Here is a 17635-nt window from a genome sequence, read left to right as displayed (position 1 = left end):
CTCAGTGTGCTGCCGCAAGCCCGGTGGCGGGCGCTTCCATGATCACATTGCTCAGATGACCGATATGCTCGATCTCCACCTCAATGCGATCGCCCTCTTTCATGAACAGCGGCGGGTTGCGCTTTTTGCCCACGCCGCCAGGGGAGCCGGTGATGATCACATCGCCCGGGCTGAGGCGGGTAAAGGTGCTGATGTATTCGATAAGCTCCGCGACCTTGTGGATCATGCTGCTGGTGTTGTCTTCCTGCACCATACGGCCGTTAAGCCAGGTGCGGATCGCCAGCTGGTGCGGGTCCGGGATCTCATCAGCCGTCGCCATCCACGGGCCAAACGCTCCGGTCTGACGCCAGTTCTTGCCTGCCGTAAACCAGGTGTGCTGCCAGTCGCGGGCGGAGCCGTCCATATAGCAGCTGTAACCTGCCACATGGCGCAGCGCCTCATCACGGCTGATGTTCTCTCCGGCTTTGCCGATGATGACCGCCAGCTCTCCTTCGTAGTCGAATTCACTGGAGTGACGCGGCTTCAGCACCGGTTCGTTGTGGCCGGTCTGCGAATCCGGGAAGCGGACAAACAGCGTCGGCGCCGGGTTGTGCTGGTCAAACTCTTTGCGTTTGTCGGCGTAGTTCATGCCCACGCAGAGGATTTTTTCCGGCTGCTCAATCACCGGTAAGAAGGTGATGGCATTCAGAGGGACATCCACGGCGTCGTTGAGATAACGGGTGGCCTCAGCCAGCCCGTTGCCCTGCAGCAGCGCTTTGAGGTCGCTGTAGCGGTCGCCGAGACGGCGACCTAAATCAATCACACCTTCGGCCTGAACGATGCCGTAGCTGCGTGTTCCCTGGTATAAAAAGCTTGCGAGTTTCATTGTTCTTTCCTGAAAACTTAAACGAGGAAGTTGCCCAGTATCAGCAGAGAGATGGAGACGTTAATCGCGCCGCCAATACGGGTAGCAATCTGGGCGAAGGGCATCAGACTCATACGGTTGCCTGCGGTCAGAATCGCCACGTCACCGGTACCGCCCTGGCCGCTCTGGCAGCAGGAGACGATGGCGACATCAATCGGGTGCATGCCAATCTTTTTGCCCACGAAGAAACCGGTCGCCACCAGCGCGGAGACGGTGCTGACAATCACCAGCAGGTTGGTCAGCGTGAATGCGGCGACCAGTTCATGCCAGGGGGTAATGGCCACGCCCACAGCGAAGAGAATGGGGTAAGTTACTGACGTCTGGAAGAATTTATACACCACCTGAGAGCCTTCCAGCAGACGCGGAGAAGCACCATTGCAAAGCTTGACCAGCACCGCCATAAACAGCATGCCAACCGGCGCAGGCAGGCCAATCAGCTTGTGGCCGAGCATCCCCAGCATGTAGAGCAGAACGGCCAGCAGTGCGCCAGAAGCGATCGTGGTGACGTCTGCTTTACCGGAGAACGCAGGCTGTGCGGTGGTTCCATCGGTATTCGCACGGTTAGGCATCAGCTGGCCTTCGCCGGTCAGGTGCGGGTAACGTTTACCGAGCTGATTGAGGCAGCCGGAGATGATGATTGCCGTCAGACCGCCGAGCATAACCATAGGCAGAACGCGACCGAGCGCCACGCCCTGGTCCATATGCAGCAGGGTGGCATAGCCGATGGAGAGCGGGATCGCCCCTTCCCCAACACCGCCCGCCATGATCGGCAGAATGATAAAGAAGAAGATCTGGAATGGCTCAAGGCCCAGCGCTATCCCTACGCCCATGCCAACAATCATGCCGACAATTTCGCCGCAGAGCATCGGGAAGAAGATGCGCAGGAAGCCCTGAATCAGCACGGTGCGGTTCATGCTCATGATGCTGCCGACAATGATGCAGCAGATGTAGAGATACAGAATGTTGGTGGATTTGTAGAACTTCGTGGTGGACTCCACCACCACATCCGGCAGCAGACCGTAATAGACCAGTGCCGAAGGAATAAAAGTGGCACAAATCGCCGCCGCGCCGAGTTTACCGACAATCGGCAGGCGCTTGCCAAACTCACCGCAGGCAAAACCGAAGAACGCGAGCGTGGCGACCATCACCACGATATCGCTGGGCAGTTTGCCGCCGAGGCAATCAATGGCAATCAGCGCGCCGGCCAGGACAAACAGTGGCAGAGGGATAATTCCGATTTTCCACGTATCCATAATATGCCACCAGCGCTCTTTGAGTGATGGTCGCTGAATATCAATCGGGTCGTGGGTAACAGAGAAAGAATCGTCAGTTGTGCTCATAATAAGCCCCTTAGTTATTTTGTGCGTTCAGCTTAGAGTCACAAAGGCTTACTTTATGTGAGGGATGGCATATTAAAAGCGAAGTTTTTATGGCAGCTATGGTTTTAATGGTTTCTTTTATTTAATGTGATTTACGCCTTATTTATTGCCGTGGTTTTTATGGTTTCTTTTCTAAAACGAACAATCAAATAACATTTCTCCAGACGGCTTCAGGCGCATAGGCTATTCGGAAAATTCTTTTACAGGGCCTGCTGTGCAAGGGATCACAAGTTTTCGGCAAACCGGGCATCGGCGCGAAAAAAGATGATATATTGGCAATCTTTGCTGCTACCTCGCGTGATAGTTATGAAAGTATCGTTTCAGATTAAGCTGTTTATTTCGCTGGTCGCCTTTTTCTCAGTACTTTTTGCGTTACTGGGCGGATATTATTACGTCGATGTCGGCAAGCAGCTTTATCAGGAAATGAGCGCACGTGCCAAAATACAGGCGGAAGAGATCGCACTTATTCCCTCATTACGTGATGAGGTTGAACAAAAAGATATCAAAGCCATCCATGATTTTATGCAGAAAATTGCCGCTCACAGTGATGCCAGCTTTATTGTGATTGGAGATAATAAAGGTCTGCATCTTTTTCATTCGGTCTTTGCCGACAGAGTGGGCAAGACGCTTATCGGTGGAGACAATGAGGAAGTCCTGCAGGGAAAAAGCACCACCACCATCCGCAAAGGGGGGTTGGGTATTTCGCTGCGCAGCAAAGCGCCCATCTTCAACGATGCGGGGCAAGTGGTGGGGATTGTCTCGGTGGGTTATCTCACCAGCTACCTTGATACCATTACCGTCAGCAAAGTGGTCAATATCCTGCTGGCCGCCGTGCTGCTGTTGATTGCGCTCTTTATCTTCTCCTGGTTCTTTACCCGCAGTATTAAGAAGCAGATCTTCTCCCTGGAGCCACGGGAAATCGGCCTGCTGGTGCGCCAGCAAAAGGCGATGATGGAGTCTATCTATGAAGGGGTGATCGCCATCGATGATGAGCTGCGCATTGAGGTGATCAACCAGGCGGCGCGCAAGTTGCTTGGCCTGAGCCAGCCAGCCCGTGAACTGCGCGGGCAGCTGATTAGCCAGGTTATCGACCCTGTCCCGTTCTTCTCGACGCAGACGATGCTGGCAAAAGATACCCATGATGAAATTTGCCGTTTTAACACCCTCACGGTGATTGCCAGCCGGGTGCGCATCATGCTTGAGGATTCGCTGCAGGGCTGGGTGATCACCTTCCGCGATCGGAATGAAATTGACTCGCTTAGCGCCCAGCTCAGCCAGGTTAAACGCTATGTCGATAACCTGCGCATCATGCGTCATGAGCAGTTGAACCGCATGACCACTCTATCCGGCCTGCTGCACATGGGCCGCTATGAAGAGGCGATTGGCTATATTCAGGCGCAGTCGGAACACGCTCAGGAGCTGCTGGACTTTATCTCTTCCCGCTTCAGCTCCCCGACCCTGTGTGGCCTGCTGCTGGGTAAAGCCGCCCGCGCGCGGGAGAAAGGGGTCGAGCTCAGTTTTGACCCGGCCTGCCGGCTGGACAGGCCGTTCCCGTCGCTGGCTGAAGAAGAGCTGATCTCAATCATCGGCAACCTGCTGGATAACGCCATCGAAGCAACGCAGCGCTCACCGCTCCCCCATGCACCGGTCGAAGTGCTGATCAAACTGAGCGAGCAGGAGCTGATTATCGAAGTGGCCGACCAGGGCGTTGGCATCAAACCGGAGATCCGTGACAGGATATTTGAACGCGGCATCACCACCAAAACACGCGGCGATCACGGGATTGGCCTGTATCTGATCGAAAGCTATGTTACGCAGGCTGGCGGCGCGATAGAAATTGCCGATAACACCCCGCGCGGCGCCATTTTCTCACTGTTTATTCCCGCCCGGCGTCCCGCCCAGCAACTGGAAGATACCGACTATGCAACATGAACTTATCGACGTATTGATTGTTGAAGACGAGAACGAACTGGCGCAACTGCACGCGGAACTTATCGGTAAACATCCGCGCCTGAGGCTGGTAGGGATCGCCTCGTCTCTCGCTGCCGCCCAGGTCCAGCTTGAAAGCAAGCAGCCGCAGCTTATGCTGCTGGATAACTATCTGCCGGACGGTAAAGGGATCACACTGATCAATGACCCCATGCTCACCCGCGCCAACTGTTCGGTAATTTTCATTACTGCTGCCAGCGACATGGACACCTGCAGCCAGGCCATCCGAAATGGCGCCTTTGATTACATCCTGAAGCCGGTCTCCTGGAAACGCCTCAGCCAGTCGCTTGAACGCTTTGTGCAGTTTGCCGAACAACAGCGGGTCTGGAAGATTGTCGACCAGCAGAACGTCGACTCGCTCTACCAGCTGCAGGCGAAAAACTACCGTCTGGATAACGGCAGCAAAGGCATTGAGGAGAATACGCTGGCACGGGTGCAGGCGTTGTTTAACGACAAGGCGACACACTGTTTTTCCGTCGACGAGGTCGTGCAGGAGACAGGATTAAGTAAAACCACCACCCGACGCTATCTGGAGCACTGCGTGGAGGCGGGGTTTCTGAGCGTAGAGATGTTGTACGGGAAGATTGGGCATCCACGGAGGATGTATAAGAGAAGTGCGGTGTGAGCCCTGACCCTCTCTTTTGGGAGAGGGCCGGGATTACGGATGACGGCGGCTATGACAAAACATACCCGTACAGTCGCTTAATCCCATCGGGATCCTTTTCGCTGTAAACGCCCTGCAGCTCCGGCGAGAAGCCTGGCAGCAGGTTGATGCCCTCCTCCAGCGCCAGGAAGTAACGCTGTACCGACCCACCCCAGATTTCACCCGGCACCACGCACAGTACGCCAGGGGGATACGGCAGCGCGCCCTCGGCGGCAATGCGTCCGCCGGCATCACGAATGCGCACCAGCTCCACGTTCCCGCGAATATACGCCTGATTCGCATCCTGCGGATTCATCGCCCGTTCTGGCAAACTCTCTTTACGGAACATTGCCTTCTGCAGATCTTTCACGTCAAAGCTCACGTAGAGATCGTGCATCTCCTGGCAGAGCTGGCGAAGGGTGTAATCGCGATACCGTACCGGGTATTTCTGGTAGATGGTCGGCAGGACGTCAGCAAGCGGCGTATCGTCTTCAATATGCTGTTCAAACTGACCCAGCATCGCCACCAGCTGCGCCAGCTTCTCACTGCTTTCGGCAGGCGTCAGCAGGAAGAGGATCGAGTTGAGATCGCATTTCTCCGGCACAATGCCGTTTTCACGCAGGTAGTGCGCAAGAATGGTCGCCGGAATGCCGAACTCGGTATATTCCCCGGTTTCCGCATCAATACCCGGCGTGGTCAGCAGCAGCTTGCACGGATCGACGAAATACTGCTCGCTGGCATAGCCTTCAAACCCGTGCCATTTAGCCCCCGGCTCAAAGCTGAAGAAGCGGCGCTCGCTGGCGATGGCGTGAGTGGGATGATCCTGCCACGGACGCCCGGCCACCATCGGCGGAATAAACGGTTTGATCATATGGCAGTTGGCAATGATCGCCTTGCGGGCCTCAATGCCCAGCTCAACACACTCCGCCCAAAGCCGGCGCCCGCTCTCCCCTTCATGGATTTTCGCGTTCACATCAAGAGCCGCGAACAGCGGATAGAACGGACTGGTCGAGGCATGGAGCATAAACGCATTGTTGAGGCGCTTGTGCGGACAGAAACGCGCCTGGCCGCGAATGTGATTATCTTTTTTATGGATCTGCGAAGTCTGCGAGAACCCGGCCTGCTGTTTATGCACCGACTGCGTCACGAAAATGCCCGGATCGTTCTCGTTCAGATCCAGTAACAGCGGAGAGGTTTCCGCCATCATCGGAATAAACTGCTCGTAGCCCACCCAGGCCGAATCAAACAGGATGTAGTCACAAAGATGGCCGATCTTGTCGATCACCTGACGGGCGTTGTAGATCGTGCCATCGTAGGTACCAAGCTGAATGATCGCCAGACGAAACGGGCGTTTCTCCATGGCCTTTTCCGGCGCAACTTCACGGATCTGATTTCGCAGGTACGCGTCGTCAAAGCACTGCGCGTCAATCCCGCCAATAAAACCAAACGGGTTACGCGCCGCTTCGAGATAAACCGGCGTGGCTCCCGCCTGGATCAGCGCACCGTGGTGGTTGGACTTATGGTTGTTGCGATCGAACAGCACCAGGTCGCCGCGGGTCAGCAGCGCATTGGTGACCACCTTATTTGCAGCGGAGGTGCCGTTCAGTACGAAGTAGGTTTTATCAGCATTAAAGACTTTTGCCGCGAACTTCTGGGCATGCTTGGCGGAGCCTTCGTGGATCAGCAGATCGCCCAGTTTCACATCGGCATTGCACATATCGGCGCGAAATACGTTCTCACCGAAGAATTCATAGAACTGCCGTCCCGCAGGGTGTTTTTTAAAAAATGCACCGTGCTGGTGTCCCGGACAGGCAAAAGTACTGTTGCCCATCGCCACGTACTGGCTCAGGGTGTCAAAAAATGGCGGCAACAGATTCTCTTCATACCGGCTGGCCGCCGTCTCCAGTTCCAGAAACTCCTGAGCTTTACCTGATATCACTGCCGTTGCGCCATCAGGAACGTCAGACGGCTCTTGCGAGTAAATAAACACCGGAAGCTGAAAGCCCGTGCGTTTAAGCAATGCCAGAATGCCGCTGCAACTTTCCGCGGGGGTAATGACGACTGCCGCCACATCCGTAAAATCAGTGTTATCCAGCGTCACCTTTTCGCGGTGCGTAGACACAGTAGAGACCAGCTCGCGGCTGACGGCGATTTTCATGGTTTTCATAAGTGCAGTTACCCTCACCGAACGGTGAGACAGGAGTAGATAATATCGATACGGGTGAGCGTTCGCGCAGCGACAGACAACATCATCATTGGCGGCTCCGTACACAGGAAGGAGAAATTTCGCGCAATCATGTCACCTTTTATTTTGAGGTGCAAGAAGCAATCAGTATGCGTTAACCCGCCTAAACCTAAGCTTAACAGGCCCCTGGCGTGTCATAATCCTGCAATACCCATGATTAACTAACAGGAGTTCACGGTGGTTATCGGACCCTTTATCAATGCCGGTGCCGTATTGCTGGGCGGCGTACTTGGCGCCGTATTAAGTCAGCGGTTGCCGGAGCGTATTCGCTCTTCCATGCCCTCAATATTCGGCCTGGCCTCGTTAGGTATCGGCATTTTGCTGGTGATCAAGTGCGCCAACCTGCCGGTGATGGTGCTTGCTACCCTGCTCGGCGCGCTCATTGGCGAGTTCTGCTATCTGGAAAAGGGTATTAACAGTGCGGTCAGCAAAGCCAAAAACCTGATTGCCCACCCGGGCAAGGCGAAAAACGGCACTCACGAGTCGTTTATTCAGAACTACGTCGCGATAATTATTCTTTTTTGCGCCAGCGGCACAGGCATTTTCGGTTCAATGCAGGAAGGCATGACTGGCGACCCCAGCATATTGATTGCGAAGGCGTTTCTTGATTTCTTCACGGCCACCATTTTCGCCACGACCCTCGGCATCGCCGTCGCCGCGATTTGCGTGCCCATGCTGCTTATCCAGCTGGCCCTCGCTACCTGCGCCACACTGATCCTTCCTCTCACCACGCCGGCGATGATGGCCGACTTCACCGCCGTCGGTGGCCTGCTGCTGCTGGCGACAGGGCTGCGGATATGCGGAATAAAGATGTTTGCGGTGGTGAATATGCTGCCCGCGTTGTTGATTGCAATGCCGCTATCCGCGCTCTGGACGCACTTTTTTGCTTAAGTTTACGGCGAACTGGTGAGAGAGTGTGCAGTCCGTTACGAAAACAACAAATTTCGTTGACGGCAGAGGGCATATCAGGTTTAATGCGCCCCGTTGCCCGGATAGCTCAGTCGGTAGAGCAGGGGATTGAAAATCCCCGTGTCCTTGGTTCGATTCCGAGTCCGGGCACCACTCTTCAGAAAACCCGCCCTCGTGGCGGGTTTTTGCTTTTGGGGTAAAGCAAAGCTAGGGATCGTTCCCATCCGAATCCAGCAGTTTATTTTTAAAGATAAACAAACAAGCCTCGTTGAAGTTCTCTGCCCCCAGCCGTTCTGAGAGCGCGGTCCGTTTACGGTAGAGGCTTTTAATCGACGTATTCAGTTCCTGTGCCACCTCTTCCATCGCCATGCCAGCCCTGAGCAACCGCAGCATAATGGCTTCATGCGTGCTCAGCCGTAAGTTCAGCAGCCACTTTGTTGTCAGACGTTTGCCCTTCATGTTGAGCACCAGGTTGAATAACGACGCCATATCGGGTGCCGTGAGCGACGTGTTCATAAACAACTTCATGCTGAGCAGATTCTCCTCGCGATGCCGCATATCGAGCATAACGCAGCAGATTGTTTTTTTCGTTCTGGCCGGATGGCGTATCAGGTAATCATATAAACGCAGCGGTGCACGGCTATCAATCAATACAGAATATTCATCTGCGCCGTTATCAAATATCTTTCTGTCAATGGAGTCCAGCAGGATTATATCCGGAAAAAATATCCTCATCCCCCTGACAAGGTAGCGATCCTGTGTCACTAACACTATTGAAGTTGCCACTAACCATCCCTTTTAGATTAAAGCAAGAACGACCCTTCGGAAAGAAGTCCGCCTTCGTTTTATAGCGCTTTTATATTAACGATAAATGTATTCTGGCTTTGATTGACCCTCAATTCGCACATTCATTGATACGCCTTCCCATAGACTATCATTCAATGGCTGCCATTAATTATAAGTAAAAAACAATCTCAGAAAAGTCACTTTTATGGATATTAAGAATTTTTGTCATGAAACTTCCCAAACATGCACCGGAAAGTACTTTAATTCACACCAATAAGGCACATTAAAAATATAAACAAATTTGTCACAATATAAATAAAAACCAATAAAATCATAAAATTACAAATATAAACTCATTTCAAAATAATCGTTTAGGACAGCTCATTACAGAATTATCTCAAAACAACCACCCTGCTTTTCAACATATTTATCTGCCAACATATCGGGTGTACATTACCAGCCACTTAGCCCTGACCATAAGGACCCATAATTACCTTTAAGTAAGTACCCCATAACGTAACTGCATTCAGATTAAACGTTCTCATTTATGGCCTTTAACCCCGTGCTTAAAGGCGGCCGTGTTATGCAATGGATTTATGATAAACAAATGGCAAATAGATATGGAAAGATCACTTCGCTTCAATACGTTATTCTTTTACCGCACTCCCGCTTTATTGTTTCTGTTATTACTTTTCCCCTTTCTGGTTCAGGCAGCAGAATCAGTATATGAACAACAGATTCAGCAGGCGCGTAACGGTAATTACGCACCTTTTCTGCAATATCTTCAGCGTTATCAGCAGCAACATGCCCTGACGCCTGAGCAGGTTGCGGACTGGTTGCAGGTGGCGTCCTGGGCGGGTCGTGATGACGACGTTATTCATGTCTGGCTGCGTTATAAGGTCTATATGCCTCTTCCTGCCCGTGGCGTGGCTGCTGCTGCTCAGGCAAGGCGAAACCAAAAGGCGTGGCAACCTGCGTTAATGCTCTGGAAGGAGGCGTGTAACCTTGCACCGGATAACGACGATTATCGCATCGGCTACATCAAAACCCTCGCCGACGCCCGCATGGATACACTGGCTCTGCAGGAAGCCCGGCAACGGGTGGCGGAAAAGCCCTCTCTGGCTCACCTCCAGACGCTCTCTTATGTCTATTCACGTCAGGGGAAAAACCAGGAGCGGCTTTTAGCAGACATCCGCGCGTTGAATAGTGCGCCAGCGGATGACGCCCTTCGTACTGAGTTGATTGATGCGTTAACAGACAACCGGGCCGACACGCCTGCCCTGCGGCTTTCACAAACGGTGACGCTGCCCCCCGCGCAACGTCGCCGCCTGGCACTCAACGCCGCCGCCGAAATGGTACGCCTTGCCGATGTACCTGCCCGTACTGAAACAGAGCGTTTGCAGCTCGCGCAAGCGGCGCTGAACCGCTATGACGAACTGCTGTCCCGCTGGCAAAACGAACCTCAGGCAGCGGAGGACGTTATCCGGGCCCGTGTCGATCGGCTTGGCGCGCTTCACGCCCACGGTAATTATCAACAGGTCATCAGGGAATATCAGGCGTTAACGTCGGCTCAGCATCCCGTGCCGACCTGGGCAATTGGCTGGGTTATCTCCGCGTATCTGGAGGAGAAAAACGCCGATGCCGCCCTCTCGCTTCTCAAACGGTATCCAGACTATGCGCCGGATCCGCAGGACGACGATCATGCGCTTTTCTACGCCTGGCTGGATACCGGGCAGTATCAGGCCGCTCTCCAGTATGTTGAGAAGATAACCCGTAACACGCCCTGGACCCGCTACGATTTCGGTTCGCCAACCCCGCAACCCAACGATCAATGGCTCATCGGGCAGTCGCTCACCTTTAACTATTTGCTGATGACGAATGCCCTTCCGCAAGCCGAAAAGCTGGCGCAACGTCTGGCTGCGTCAGCGCCGGGAAATCAGGGATTACAGATTGATTACGCCACCTTACTTCAGGCGCGGGGTCTGCCGCGGGCGGCGGAGAAAAAGCTCAAAATGGCCGAGACGCTGGAGCCATCCAATATCGAGCTGGAACGGCAGCAGGCCTACGTCGCAATGGATCTGCAGGAGTGGCGACAGATGGATTTACTGGCCGATGACGTTATCGCCCGCGCGCCTGTCGACGGGAGCGCCCGACGTCTGGACAGGCTCAGAGACGTCCATCATCTGTCCGAACTGCGTTTGAACGCGGGCAAAGGACTGCACTCTGATAACCCCGTCAGCGGCACACACGATCTGAGCTGGGATGCCACGCTCTACGGTCCGCCCGTCGCGGATAACTGGCGGCTGTTTGGTGGAACCCGATTTGCGCAAGGCAATTTCGACGAAGGCAAAGGCAGCAGCCGCCACCTGTTTGCCGGCGTCGAATGGCGGCCTCGCGACCTTCTGGTCGAAGCTGAACTCTCCGGCAACCATTATCACGGTGCAAACAAGCCCGGTGCTCGCCTCTCGGCGGCGTACAGCCTGAACGATAGCTGGCAGGTGGGTGGAAACCTCGAACGTCTTTCACGCACGACGCCTTTACGGGCACTGCGTAATGGCGTCAGCGCAAACCGGGGAGAAGGCTGGGTCCGCTGGTATCAAAACGAACGCCGTGAGTACCAGTTTAACGCCTCTGCCAGCCACTTTTCCGACCATAACCGCCGCCAGGAGTTCGCCCTTACGGGTAAAGAGCGGCTGTGGCAGACACCCACCCTGACGCTGGATCTCGAACCGGGTATATCAGCGAGTACCAACACCCTGCGGGACACGCTCTATTACAACCCGGAGCGGGATCTGTCCGTAACGGCGGCCCTGTCCGTCGATCACCAGATGTACCGCCATTACGACACGCTCTGGAGCCAGCAGGTCGTTCTCGGAGGTGGGGAATACTGGCAGAAAAATCAGCCCGCTGGCGCCATCGCCCTGCTGGGTTACGGGCAGCGCATTCAATGGAACAACGTCATTGATAGCGGCGTGATGCTGAACTGGGACAAGCGCCCTTTCGACGGTAAACGAGAAAGCAATCTCTCCGTCACGTTTGATGCGAATTTACGCTTTTAAGGATGAATATGCTGAACAAACGTTTTTCTGTGAGCCTGATAATTATCGGCTGGTTATGCCTCAGCGCGAGCGTTTGCGCTCAGGCCCTCTCGTTTATGTCCCCCCAGGAACGGCCACAGCCTGAGGCGAGTAAACCCTGGCCAAAGAACCATTTTCTGGTTCTGGCCTACCATGACGTTGAAGATGATGCAGCCGATCAGCGCTACCTGTCCGTTCGTACCAGCGCCCTAAACGAGCAGATCGGCTGGCTTGTGCATCACGGTTATCACGCCATTAGCGTGCAGGATATTCTGGATGCGCATGAGGGCAAAAAAACGCTGCCGCCCAGAGCCTATTTACTCAGTTTTGATGATGGCTACAGCAGTTTCTACACCCGCGTCTGGCCACTTCTTCAGGCCTGGAACGTCCCTGCGCTGTGGGCACCGGTGGGCAGTTGGGTAGATACGCCAGCGAATCAGCAGGTCAATTTCGGCGGACTGATGACGCCCCGCGAGCGCTTTGCAACCTGGGATATGGTGCGGGAGCTAAGCCAGTCTCCGCTGGTTGAGATTGGCTCGCATACCTGGGCTTCGCATTACGGCATACCGGCTAACCCACAGGGAAGCCGTGAACCCGCCATCGCCAACCGCTTTTACGATAAAGCGACGGGGCGTTATGAAACCGATCGGCAGTTCAACCAGCGGATCGCTGATGACGTGCGCAAAGTTACCGACAAAATTACCCGGGTGACGGGAAAAGCGCCCCGCGCCTGGGTCTGGCCCTATGGCGCCGCGAACGGCACATCGCTCGCCATCGCCAGAAAGCAGGGTTATCAGTTGGCTTTTACCCTTGAGGATGGGCTGGCGGATGTGCGCGATCTCGGCAATATTCCGCGTCTTTTGATTTCCGGAAATCCCTCGCTCAAATCCTTTGCCAGCACGGTCAGCCAGATTCAGGAGGCCGATCCCGTGCGCGTCATGCATGTCGATCTCGATTATGTTTACGATCCCGATCCGGCCCAGCAAACCAACAACATCAACAAACTTGTCCAGCGGGTTTACGACATGAAAATCAGTCATGTTTTCCTGCAGGCGTTTTCCGATCCACTGGGCGATGGCACGATCAAAGCGCTCTACTTCCCTAACAGCCGGCTTCCGGTGCGCGCCGATCTGTTTAATTTTGTCGCCTGGCAGCTGCAAACCCGTGCAGGCGTAAAAGTCTATGCATGGATGCCGGTGCTCTCTTTCGATCTCTCACCCGCACTCCCGCGGGTACAGCGCTGGGATCGTCAAACGGGCCAATTGCACGAGGCTACCGACCCCTACATCCGCCTCTCCCCGTGGAACCCCGAGGTTCGTCAGCAGGTCACGGAAATCTATGAAGATCTTGCCCGCTATGCCAGCTTCAATGGGATCTTATTTCACGACGATGCGGTACTAACAGACTTTGAAGATGCCGGCCCGGATGCCCTGCGCGCCTGGAATAACCGCAGCATCGCCGCGATGCAACACGATCCGGCCGCCCTTCATGCCTGGAGTCGCTTTAAAAGTCAGACGCTCATCGGCTTTACCCGCAGCCTTAGCCAGGCGGTGAAAAACATACGCGGCCCGCAGATTAAAACCGCGCGGAATATGTTCGCCCTGCCCATCCTGCAGCCCGAGAGCGAAGCGTGGTTTGCACAAAATCTGGATGATTTTCTGATGACCTACGACTGGACGGTTCCGATGGCTATGCCGCTGATGGAATCCGTTCCGGCCGAGGAAAGCGATGCCTGGCTCACGCGGTTGATCGCCGCCGTTGCCGCACGGCCCGGTGCGCTCAATAAAACCATTTTCGAGCTACAGGCCCGGGACTGGGAGCAGAAACCTCAACGTGCCGTGCCCGACACGCGTCTGGCGCAGTGGATGCGCGTTCTCCAGCTGAACGGCATCAAAAATTATGGTTACTACCCCGACGATTTCATCAACAACCAACCTGATATTTCACGCATCAGGCCTGAATTCTCTTCGTACTGGTACCCTGACAATGACTGATCGCATTATCGCATTCTCTATTTTATGCCTGGTATTCGGGTTGCCTCTGGGCGTGGCTGCCCTCTTTACCGGAGAACTGATTCTGGATTTTGTCTTCTTCTGGCCACTGTTCATGTCCGTGCTCTGGATAACCGGAGGGCTCTATTTCTGGTTTCAGCTTGAACGGCACTGGTCATGGGATAAGCAGACGCCCGCTCCCACGTTAGACGGCGATCCGTTAATTTCAATCCTGATCCCGTGTTTCAACGAGGAAAGAAATGCCCGGGAGACCATTAGCGCCGCGCTGGATCAGCGCTACCCCCATATCGAAGTTATCGCGATCAACGATGGTTCTTCTGACAACACCGCAGAGGTGCTGCAGCAGCTGGCGCAGGAACAGCCGCGCCTGCGCGTCATTCACCTCGCAGAAAACCAGGGTAAGGCGGTGGCGCTTAAGGCCGGCGCGGCGGCGGCGCGCGGCGATCTGCTGGTCTGTATTGATGGCGACGCCCTGCTCGATCGTGATACCGCAGCCTATCTGGTAGAGCCGCTGATTAAGTATCCCCACGTCGGGGCCGTCACCGGGAATCCGCGTATTCGCACACGATCAACGCTGATTGGCCGTATTCAGGTAGGCGAGTTCTCATCGATTATTGGTCTCATCAAACGGACACAGCGGATCTACGGCAGGGTCTTTACCGTCTCCGGGGTTATTGCGGCCTTTCGCCGGCAGGCGCTGGCAGATGTGGGGTACTGGAGCCCGGATATGATCACCGAAGATATCGACATCAGCTGGAAGCTTCAGCTTCGACACTGGGATATCTTTTTTGAGCCGCGGGCGCTGTGCTGGATCCTGATGCCAGAGACGTTAAAAGGTCTGTGGAAACAGCGTTTACGCTGGGCTCAGGGCGGTGCGGAGGTCTTTCTGGTTAACCTTCGCAAGATCGTGCGCTGGGAACATCATCGCATGTGGCCGCTGTTTTTAGAGTACGCGTTGTCAACGCTGTGGGCATTCGCCTATGCGGTGACCGTGTTGCTGTTCATTGTCAGCCATATCATTACGTTACCCACAAACCTGACCGTCGAGAGTCTGTTTCCTCCTGAATTTACCGGGTTGCTTCTGGGGGTCATGTGTCTGATGCAATTCCTCGTCAGTTTGTATATCGAGCGACGCTATGAAAGAAACGTGGCGAGTTCGCTTTTCTGGGTGATCTGGTTCCCGATGGTGTACTGGATGATTGGTCTGTTCACCACCCTCGTCGCCTTTCCAAAAGTCATGCTTAAACGCCAGCGTGCACGTGCGCGCTGGATCAGTCCGGACCGGGGAAAAGGAAGCATTCAATGAACGAAAATACGCTAATTCTGACTGAACATCGGCTATTGCCCCGTCTTTTTGATGCGGTGCTGACGCTGCTGGCATGGGGAGGTTTTCTGTTTTTCCTCTATGCCAATCTGTGGATGCAGGTAACCGAGGAGAGCAACTACCGCTGGGGCATTATTATTGCCTCGTTTAATACGGTGCTGATCTTTTTGCTGATCGCCGCGCTTAACGGCTGGTTGCTCATTCTGTGGTATCAGTACAATCGCCGTCGCGCTCAGGTAAGGCGGCGGCGTCCCGATGCCTGGCGTCACGATGAGCTGGCGAGAAGCTTTAACGTCCCCCCGCAAATCATTTCAGAGATGAGTCAGTACAATTTGCTGACGGTCTATCATGACCAGATCGGCCGCATCATTGACCTGAAGATAAGTCAGCAGCACGACGAGCATCCCTGAGCCGCCAGAAAACGAAAAACACCCGCAAGGAACACTTGCGGGTGTGTGTTGACAGCCGGAACGGCTTACTTGTCTTACACCACAATCAACGGTTCGATGTCGCTCTCTTTCTTCACCACCAGCGAATCATCCCCGCGCAGGCAGGTGCCGCCGTAGTTACCGCCCACGGTAAACGTACAGACCTGGATATGCTTGCCATCCACCTTCGGCAGGCACCACAGCTGCTGGTAGATATTTTTGCGATCGACAAACTTGCCGCTCGACTTGTCCAGCACTTCATCCCCGGCGCTAATCAGATCGATATTGCTGCCGCAGCGTCCGGCAATCGGTTTGATGGCGTAACCGGTCTGTTTCAGCAGGTCGTTAACCTCGAAATCGGTATCGAGCAGATAACGGTGATTCGGGAACAGCTGCCAGAGCACCGGGAGGATCGCCTTGTTGCCGGGAATAACCGTCCACAGCGGTTCGAACACCAGCACTTCCGGACGCAGCAGGACGTCAATCAGCCGTACGTCACCTGCCGGATGCCCGGTGCGGATCGGCACGGCGGCGTATTCGGTTTCGCTCACCTCGCGGATCTGCTCTATCGCCGTCTCCCACGCCCAGGTTTTCCACACGCAGTTAACGTGACGGCCTTCATCGTCAATCAGTTGCCCGGCCGCATCCCAGCTGAGAGCGTTAAGCCCATGCAGAATTTTGGTTTCAAACCCGGCCTGCAGCAGAGAGCGCTGAATAAAGAGCGCGTGATAATCCTCTTCGACGTCATTGTCCTGCATGATGTGCACGAACGGACGCGCATGGCTGTGCTTCCACGCGCCGGTAAGTTCTTCCAGCAAACCTTCCGCCGGATTGTGGCCGTTACCGCGATAACCGTTCTTCACCCACTCTTCGAGGATTAATCCCCCTTCCGTGTGGCAGGAGGCGGAATCGGCGTTGTACTCGTAAACCTTGATGCCACGCTCATCCATACAGAAATCCATACGACCGGTGATCATATGGTGGCGACGCCACTGCCATGAGAGGCGCAGACGCGGCCAGAGGATTTTAGGGATGTCAAAAAGCGCCAGTAAGTTATCGTCCTTCAGCACTTTGTCGGTCGCGTGCAGGTACATCAGGTGCAGTTCATTGGTCGCTTTGATCAGCTCCTGCTCGGCACTTTCGGTAATGGTAAAATACTGGCAGGGATCTTTATTGATAAAGTGGCCGTTTGCGCGGACATACGCCTGCTGCAGGGCGTCGTTTTCGTTGAGCCATTTCCCGTCAAACTGACGTTTATTCTTCAGCCGCGCACCGCTGATTTTCAGCAGTTCACCGTCGAGTTCCGGCTGCGGGATGCTGTGCTCCATGTCGTCCGTCTGGATCATCCAGCCGAGAATTTCGGTATCGTTAAAGGTGTCATGCAGCGTGTAAGTACCGTTCTCAACGGTCATTCGCAGCTCGCGCGTCCACTGCTGCCCGAGCGGGAGCGGAGAGTGAATAACGTTCTGCTCGGCAATGCGCACCTTATCGTCCAACAGTTGCGTGATCACGGCAACGTGGCCGGTCTCATGAAACTCCCCGCCCTTTTGCCAGATAAGCAACGCCCCGGCCTGCGGCGCGCGTTTCGAACCATTGGCAAAGGCCTGAAGCGGCAGGATGTTATCGTTCACGACCTGGCGCAAAAAGCGCAGAGAGAAGATCTCCCACGCCATACCGACGTCGGTGAAAACACATCCATAATTGAGGAACAGAAAACGGCGGGCGAACTCAACACACTGCCACTTGTGGCCCATGTATTCATTGCCAATATAGCTGCGAAAATCCGCGTCTTCCGGATAACGACGCGGATCGAGACTGCCGTAGTTTGAAGAGTAAATCGCCACGCCACCCGGCGCATAACCTAATAACGTCCCGAATGGCGCGTCACTGCTTAACTTTCCTTTACGCATGTATCCAACCTAAGACGGGCAGGCGGCAA

The 17635-nt window shown here is 54.6% G+C and carries 12 protein-coding genes and 1 tRNA gene; 8 read left to right on the top strand and 5 right to left on the bottom strand.

Annotated features, from left to right (window positions below; all coding sequences use genetic code 11):
- Window position 1: 1 nt before the first annotated feature.
- Window positions 2-865: a fumarylacetoacetate hydrolase family protein gene (locus BH714_RS20920; protein WP_014171588.1), complete on the bottom strand. Its 864-nt coding sequence runs from the start codon at window positions 863-865 to the stop codon at window positions 2-4.
- Between the two features lie 17 nt (window positions 866-882).
- Window positions 883-2244 carry a 2-hydroxycarboxylate transporter family protein gene (locus BH714_RS20915; RefSeq protein ID WP_040018842.1) on the bottom strand — a complete coding sequence of 454 codons (1362 nt, stop codon included), beginning with the start codon at window positions 2242-2244 and terminating at the stop codon, window positions 883-885.
- Between the two features lie 345 nt (window positions 2245-2589).
- Between BH714_RS20915 and BH714_RS20910 the strand changes: the two genes are divergently transcribed.
- Window positions 2590-4215, top strand: coding sequence for an ATP-binding protein (locus tag BH714_RS20910; RefSeq protein ID WP_025203246.1), 1626 nt, complete (start codon window positions 2590-2592; stop codon window positions 4213-4215).
- Window positions 4205-4897: a response regulator gene (locus BH714_RS20905; protein WP_014171591.1), complete on the top strand. Its 693-nt coding sequence runs from the start codon at window positions 4205-4207 to the stop codon at window positions 4895-4897. Before BH714_RS20910 ends, BH714_RS20905 begins: the two co-directional genes overlap by 11 nt.
- Before the next feature lie 49 nt (window positions 4898-4946).
- On the opposite strand, the gene BH714_RS20900 is transcribed toward BH714_RS20905, so the two are convergent.
- Entirely contained in the window at window positions 4947-7082 is a 2136-nt protein-coding gene (locus BH714_RS20900) for an ornithine decarboxylase (RefSeq protein ID WP_040018841.1), read from the bottom strand.
- A 255-nt stretch (window positions 7083-7337) separates the two neighbouring features.
- Here BH714_RS20900 and BH714_RS20895 point away from each other — a divergent pair, with 255 nt between their 5' ends.
- Both BH714_RS20895 and BH714_RS20890 read left to right on the top strand, forming a co-directional pair.
- Complete coding sequence (locus BH714_RS20895; RefSeq protein ID WP_014171594.1) at window positions 7338-8051, top strand: DUF554 domain-containing protein; 714 nt, start codon at window positions 7338-7340, stop codon at window positions 8049-8051.
- Window positions 8052-8146: 95 nt separating this feature from the next.
- Window positions 8147-8222 (top strand) — tRNA-Phe (locus tag BH714_RS20890).
- 54 nt (window positions 8223-8276) lie between these two features.
- Here BH714_RS20890 and BH714_RS20885 read toward each other — a convergent pair.
- Window positions 8277-8804, bottom strand: a complete 528-nt coding sequence (locus BH714_RS20885; RefSeq protein WP_044857798.1) for a helix-turn-helix transcriptional regulator — start codon at window positions 8802-8804, stop codon at window positions 8277-8279.
- Window positions 8805-9475: 671 nt separating this feature from the next.
- Here BH714_RS20885 and pgaA point away from each other — a divergent pair.
- The 4 genes from pgaA to pgaD are packed head-to-tail and all read left to right on the top strand — an operon-like array spanning window position 9476 to window position 15678.
- Window positions 9476-11914: a poly-beta-1,6 N-acetyl-D-glucosamine export porin PgaA gene (pgaA, locus tag BH714_RS20880; protein ID WP_040018840.1), complete on the top strand. Its 2439-nt coding sequence runs from the start codon at window positions 9476-9478 to the stop codon at window positions 11912-11914.
- An 8-nt stretch (window positions 11915-11922) separates the two neighbouring features.
- Window positions 11923-13926, top strand: coding sequence for a poly-beta-1,6-N-acetyl-D-glucosamine N-deacetylase PgaB (gene pgaB, locus BH714_RS20875; RefSeq protein WP_040018839.1), 2004 nt, complete (start codon window positions 11923-11925; stop codon window positions 13924-13926).
- Window positions 13919-15250: a poly-beta-1,6-N-acetyl-D-glucosamine synthase gene (gene pgaC / locus BH714_RS20870; RefSeq protein ID WP_032678962.1), complete on the top strand. Its 1332-nt coding sequence runs from the start codon at window positions 13919-13921 to the stop codon at window positions 15248-15250. Before pgaB ends, pgaC begins: the two co-directional genes overlap by 8 nt.
- Window positions 15247-15678, top strand: coding sequence for a poly-beta-1,6-N-acetyl-D-glucosamine biosynthesis protein PgaD (gene pgaD, locus BH714_RS20865; protein ID WP_040018838.1), 432 nt, complete (start codon window positions 15247-15249; stop codon window positions 15676-15678). Before pgaC ends, pgaD begins: the two co-directional genes overlap by 4 nt.
- A 74-nt stretch (window positions 15679-15752) precedes the next feature.
- On the opposite strand, the gene gss is transcribed toward pgaD, so the two are convergent.
- Entirely contained in the window at window positions 15753-17606 is a 1854-nt protein-coding gene (gss, locus tag BH714_RS20860; protein WP_040018837.1) for a bifunctional glutathionylspermidine amidase/synthase, read from the bottom strand.
- Between the last annotated feature and the right edge of the window lie 29 nt (window positions 17607-17635).

The organism is Enterobacter ludwigii (genome assembly GCF_001750725.1).
Taxonomy (GTDB): domain Bacteria; phylum Pseudomonadota; class Gammaproteobacteria; order Enterobacterales; family Enterobacteriaceae; genus Enterobacter; species Enterobacter ludwigii.
Note: the sequence above shows the minus strand (reverse complement) of the source record. Positions and strands in the feature narration are given on the sequence as shown.

What these genes read in the sequence shown, in the direction of transcription:
- BH714_RS20920 (WP_014171588.1), bottom strand. Translation starts at nt 865, where the DNA reads ATGAAACTCGCAAGCTTTTTATACCAGGGAACACGCAGCTACGGCATC.
- BH714_RS20915 (WP_040018842.1), bottom strand. Translation starts at nt 2,244, where the DNA reads ATGAGCACAACTGACGATTCTTTCTCTGTTACCCACGACCCGATTGAT.
- BH714_RS20910 (WP_025203246.1), top strand. Translation starts at nt 2,590, where the DNA reads ATGAAAGTATCGTTTCAGATTAAGCTGTTTATTTCGCTGGTCGCCTTT.
- BH714_RS20905 (WP_014171591.1), top strand. Translation starts at nt 4,205, where the DNA reads ATGCAACATGAACTTATCGACGTATTGATTGTTGAAGACGAGAACGAA.
- BH714_RS20900 (WP_040018841.1), bottom strand. Translation starts at nt 7,082, where the DNA reads ATGAAAACCATGAAAATCGCCGTCAGCCGCGAGCTGGTCTCTACTGTG.
- BH714_RS20885 (WP_044857798.1), bottom strand. Translation starts at nt 8,804, where the DNA reads ATGAGGATATTTTTTCCGGATATAATCCTGCTGGACTCCATTGACAGA.
- pgaA (WP_040018840.1), top strand. Translation starts at nt 9,476, where the DNA reads ATGGAAAGATCACTTCGCTTCAATACGTTATTCTTTTACCGCACTCCC.
- pgaB (WP_040018839.1), top strand. Translation starts at nt 11,923, where the DNA reads ATGCTGAACAAACGTTTTTCTGTGAGCCTGATAATTATCGGCTGGTTA.
- pgaC (WP_032678962.1), top strand. Translation starts at nt 13,919, where the DNA reads ATGACTGATCGCATTATCGCATTCTCTATTTTATGCCTGGTATTCGGG.
- pgaD (WP_040018838.1), top strand. Translation starts at nt 15,247, where the DNA reads ATGAACGAAAATACGCTAATTCTGACTGAACATCGGCTATTGCCCCGT.
- gss (WP_040018837.1), bottom strand. Translation starts at nt 17,606, where the DNA reads ATGCGTAAAGGAAAGTTAAGCAGTGACGCGCCATTCGGGACGTTATTA.